This is a genomic window from Shewanella sp. SG41-4 (assembly GCF_014164505.1).
GTDB lineage: Bacteria > Pseudomonadota > Gammaproteobacteria > Enterobacterales > Shewanellaceae > Shewanella.
In genome coordinates this window covers 1-3007 of record NZ_JACJFI010000371.1, presented here as the reverse complement: position 1 = coordinate 3007, position 3007 = coordinate 1, and the positions used below count along the sequence as shown (strand labels likewise).

The following is a 3007-nucleotide window of genomic DNA, read 5'->3' as shown; positions in this document are numbered from 1 at the left end:
CTTCTGGTACTACAGCAACCGCCGCTTTGGCTGGTACTTCAGTTACAGCTTCTGGCACTACTCCAGTCGTTGTTTGGGCTGGTATTTCAGTTACAGCTTCTGGCACTACTTCAGTCGCCGTTTTGGCTAGTACTTCAGTTACAGCTTCTGGCACTACTTCAGTCGTTGTTTGGGCTGGTAATTCAGTTACAGCTTCTGGCACTACTACAACCGCCGCTTTGGCTGGTACTTCAGTTACAACTTCTGGCGCTACTTCAGTCATTGCTTTAGTCGTCGTTAGGGCAGGGGCTTCAGTTACTGCTTCGGTCATGGCTTCAGTAGTTGTTAGGGGCGGAGCTTCAGTTGCGGCTTCAGCCATTACTTCGGCTGTTACTGGCACAGTTGCATCAGTCGTCTCATCAGCTACTATTTCAGCCGCTACCTCGGTCGTTGCCTTACTCGCTTTCTTGGTTCTTTCAGCCTTTGACACCAAGGTTAATTCTTTTATCAAATTATCAGCGTGATCGACTTTATCCATCATCCACAAAATGTAGCGAATATCGACATGTACTGCACGGGTAATCGTCGGGTTAAAGAACCAATCTTTAGTGATGGCTTCATAAGTAGAGTCGAAGTTCAGACCCACTAACTCACCTTTACCATTTAACACCGGTGAACCGGAGTTACCGCCTGTCGTGTCAGCGCTTGATAAAAAGTTAACCGGTACAGAGTTAAAATCGGCAGGCTTATCCAAACAAGACATAAATTCACAACTGCTTTGCAGTTTATATACCGATGTGACGCGATGTTTACCTAAGTCATCAGCTTTAATTGCTGCTAATAGTTTAGCGGGTACATTGTAAGGTGCTTCGCCGGTATTTTTGGCTAGGATGCCTGCTAAGCGAGTAAATGGTTGCTTGTATAGCGCATCTTTAGATTGATAGCCATCAACCATGCCGTAAGTAATCCGTAACGTGCCGTTAGCATCTGGATATACAGGCCAGTTATTTGATTTGTAATAATCAATAATCGCTTTCATGTATTCAGGACGAACAGATGACAACTTACCAGCAAGTAACTTTTCGCTCATTTCCAGCTCCATGTTAGTGTCATGGATGGCAACCGCTAAACGAATAAATGGATCATCGCTAATTTCAAAGTCTTCAGCTCTTTTACTCATCCAAGCAAGGCGTTTAGCTTGGTTGGTAAGCTCTGTTAATGCATATAAACCTTCTACTTTCGACTCTAACTGTTCAAAATTGTCAGAGCTGCTTAAGGCTTTATCAAACGCTTTATTTTTTAACGGTTGTCTTACATAGGCTTGTAAGTCTTGTAACCATAAGATTTTATCGACTACGGGATCAAAGCTGCTATCGATACGTTTAAGTGCCGCCTTAAACATTTTCATATCACGAAGCTGAAACCCTGACTCACGTTTGTCATTGGGTTTCTTTCTTTCTTTAGCCAAACGGTAAAGTTTGCTAGCAGCCTGAAGCATTTCGCTTGATTGGGCATTTTTAAAGAAATAATTCGTTTGCATTTGTTGATTTTTTTCAGCAAGCAGCGCTTCGAGATCACTGATGAGATTTTGGTTAGCACCAGGGTCTTTTTTTAACCAAGCAAGAAAGTCATTCTCGCGTTGTTGTTTAATGCCGACAATATCCGTGGCGCTAAAGCCATCTAATAAGCCATTAAGTTTTTTCATCCGGTTGGCCATTGAAGCCATAGTGCCGGCATATTTAATGGCGATATCTTTATCTACATCGCCCATTAGGGTAATGGTATCAATTTGCAACTGGTAGCGTTTTGCGTAAGTTGGATACATCCAGTCACTGGCAAATTGCAGCTCGCTGGTTAAATTGTAACGACTAGTAGACCCAGGGTAACCAGCCACAAAAATACCATCGCCTGCTTTTACACCATCAGCATTCACTTTTAAGTAGCTTTTTGGTTGGTATGGCACATTACTTTTCTTAAATGTTGCAGGCTTACCATCTATACCCACATAGGCGCGTAAAAAGGTAAAATCGCCAGAATGACGTGGGTATTCATAATTGTCGATATCGCCGCCAAAGCCACCAATACTTTTGGGTGGCGCATACACCAAGCGCACATCTCGAATGATTAACTGTTTAGTTAGATAATATTCTAACCCGTGGTGGAAACTGTTAACCGAACAACGGTAGTTGTCATCTGTTTCGCAGATTTTTATTAATGCTTTTTTATTCGCTTGAATCTGTTCAAAGCGAACCAAAGGTTCGGTGCTTAAGTTAGCCATGACGCTATCGGTCACGTTGGTTGCTTCTTCGGTAATGTACAAGCGTTCGTTTGGCCCAGCTGAAGGTTCCTCGGCTAGTGTGTGTGCTAAAAAGCCGTCAGCAAGGTAATTATGCTCTTTTTTGCTGTTATATTGTATGCCGCGATAAGCACAATGATGGTTTGTGACAACTAGGCCTTGGGGGGATACAAAACTGGCGGTACAATACCCCAAACTGACGACAGCATTCATTGGGTATTGTCCCAAGTCGGCCAGTTGTGATGCAGGAATATCAATACCACGTTGCAGGAGTTTGTCGGCAATGGATGGCATTTGATAAGGTTGCCACTGACCTTCATCGGCAAAAGCTAAACCAGATGTGAGCATCAGTGCTGCAACGAGTACGGTACGCATGTATTTTCCTTAAATAATTATTTTATTTTCGTTTGACTAAGCTGTTATGTTAATTCGTCATGACGGCAAATGAAGCTAGACCACGGTGTTATACCATATTTTATAAAGTCGTTGTAAATTGGGAGTGTTAATGTCACAACAAGGTGCTTTTAAAGCAAGAAACAGGCAAAGAGATGTAGAAGTTAATGCATTAAAATTACCGCCACATTCCATTGAAGCAGAACAATCCGTTTTGGGTGGATTGATGCTAGATGCTGAAGCGTGGGATCGAGTTTCTGAAGCGGTTGTGCCAGAAGATTTTTATTCTCGTTCTCATCGAATGATTTTCACTGCTATGCAACGTTTAATGGAGTCGGG

At 42.7% G+C, this 3007-nt stretch carries 1 protein-coding gene and 1 pseudogene; one reads left to right on the top strand and one right to left on the bottom strand.

From position 1 onward, the window contains the following. Positions 1-460 precede the first annotated feature (460 nt). Positions 461-2650, bottom strand: a pseudogene (locus H5202_RS19760) (S46 family peptidase); the annotation flags it as partial. A 130-nt stretch (positions 2651-2780) separates the two neighbouring features. Between H5202_RS19760 and H5202_RS19755 the strand changes: the two are divergent. Further along, a partial coding sequence (locus H5202_RS19755) for a DnaB-like helicase N-terminal domain-containing protein (RefSeq protein WP_272490478.1) occupies positions 2781-3007 on the top strand: 227 nt, incomplete at its 3' end.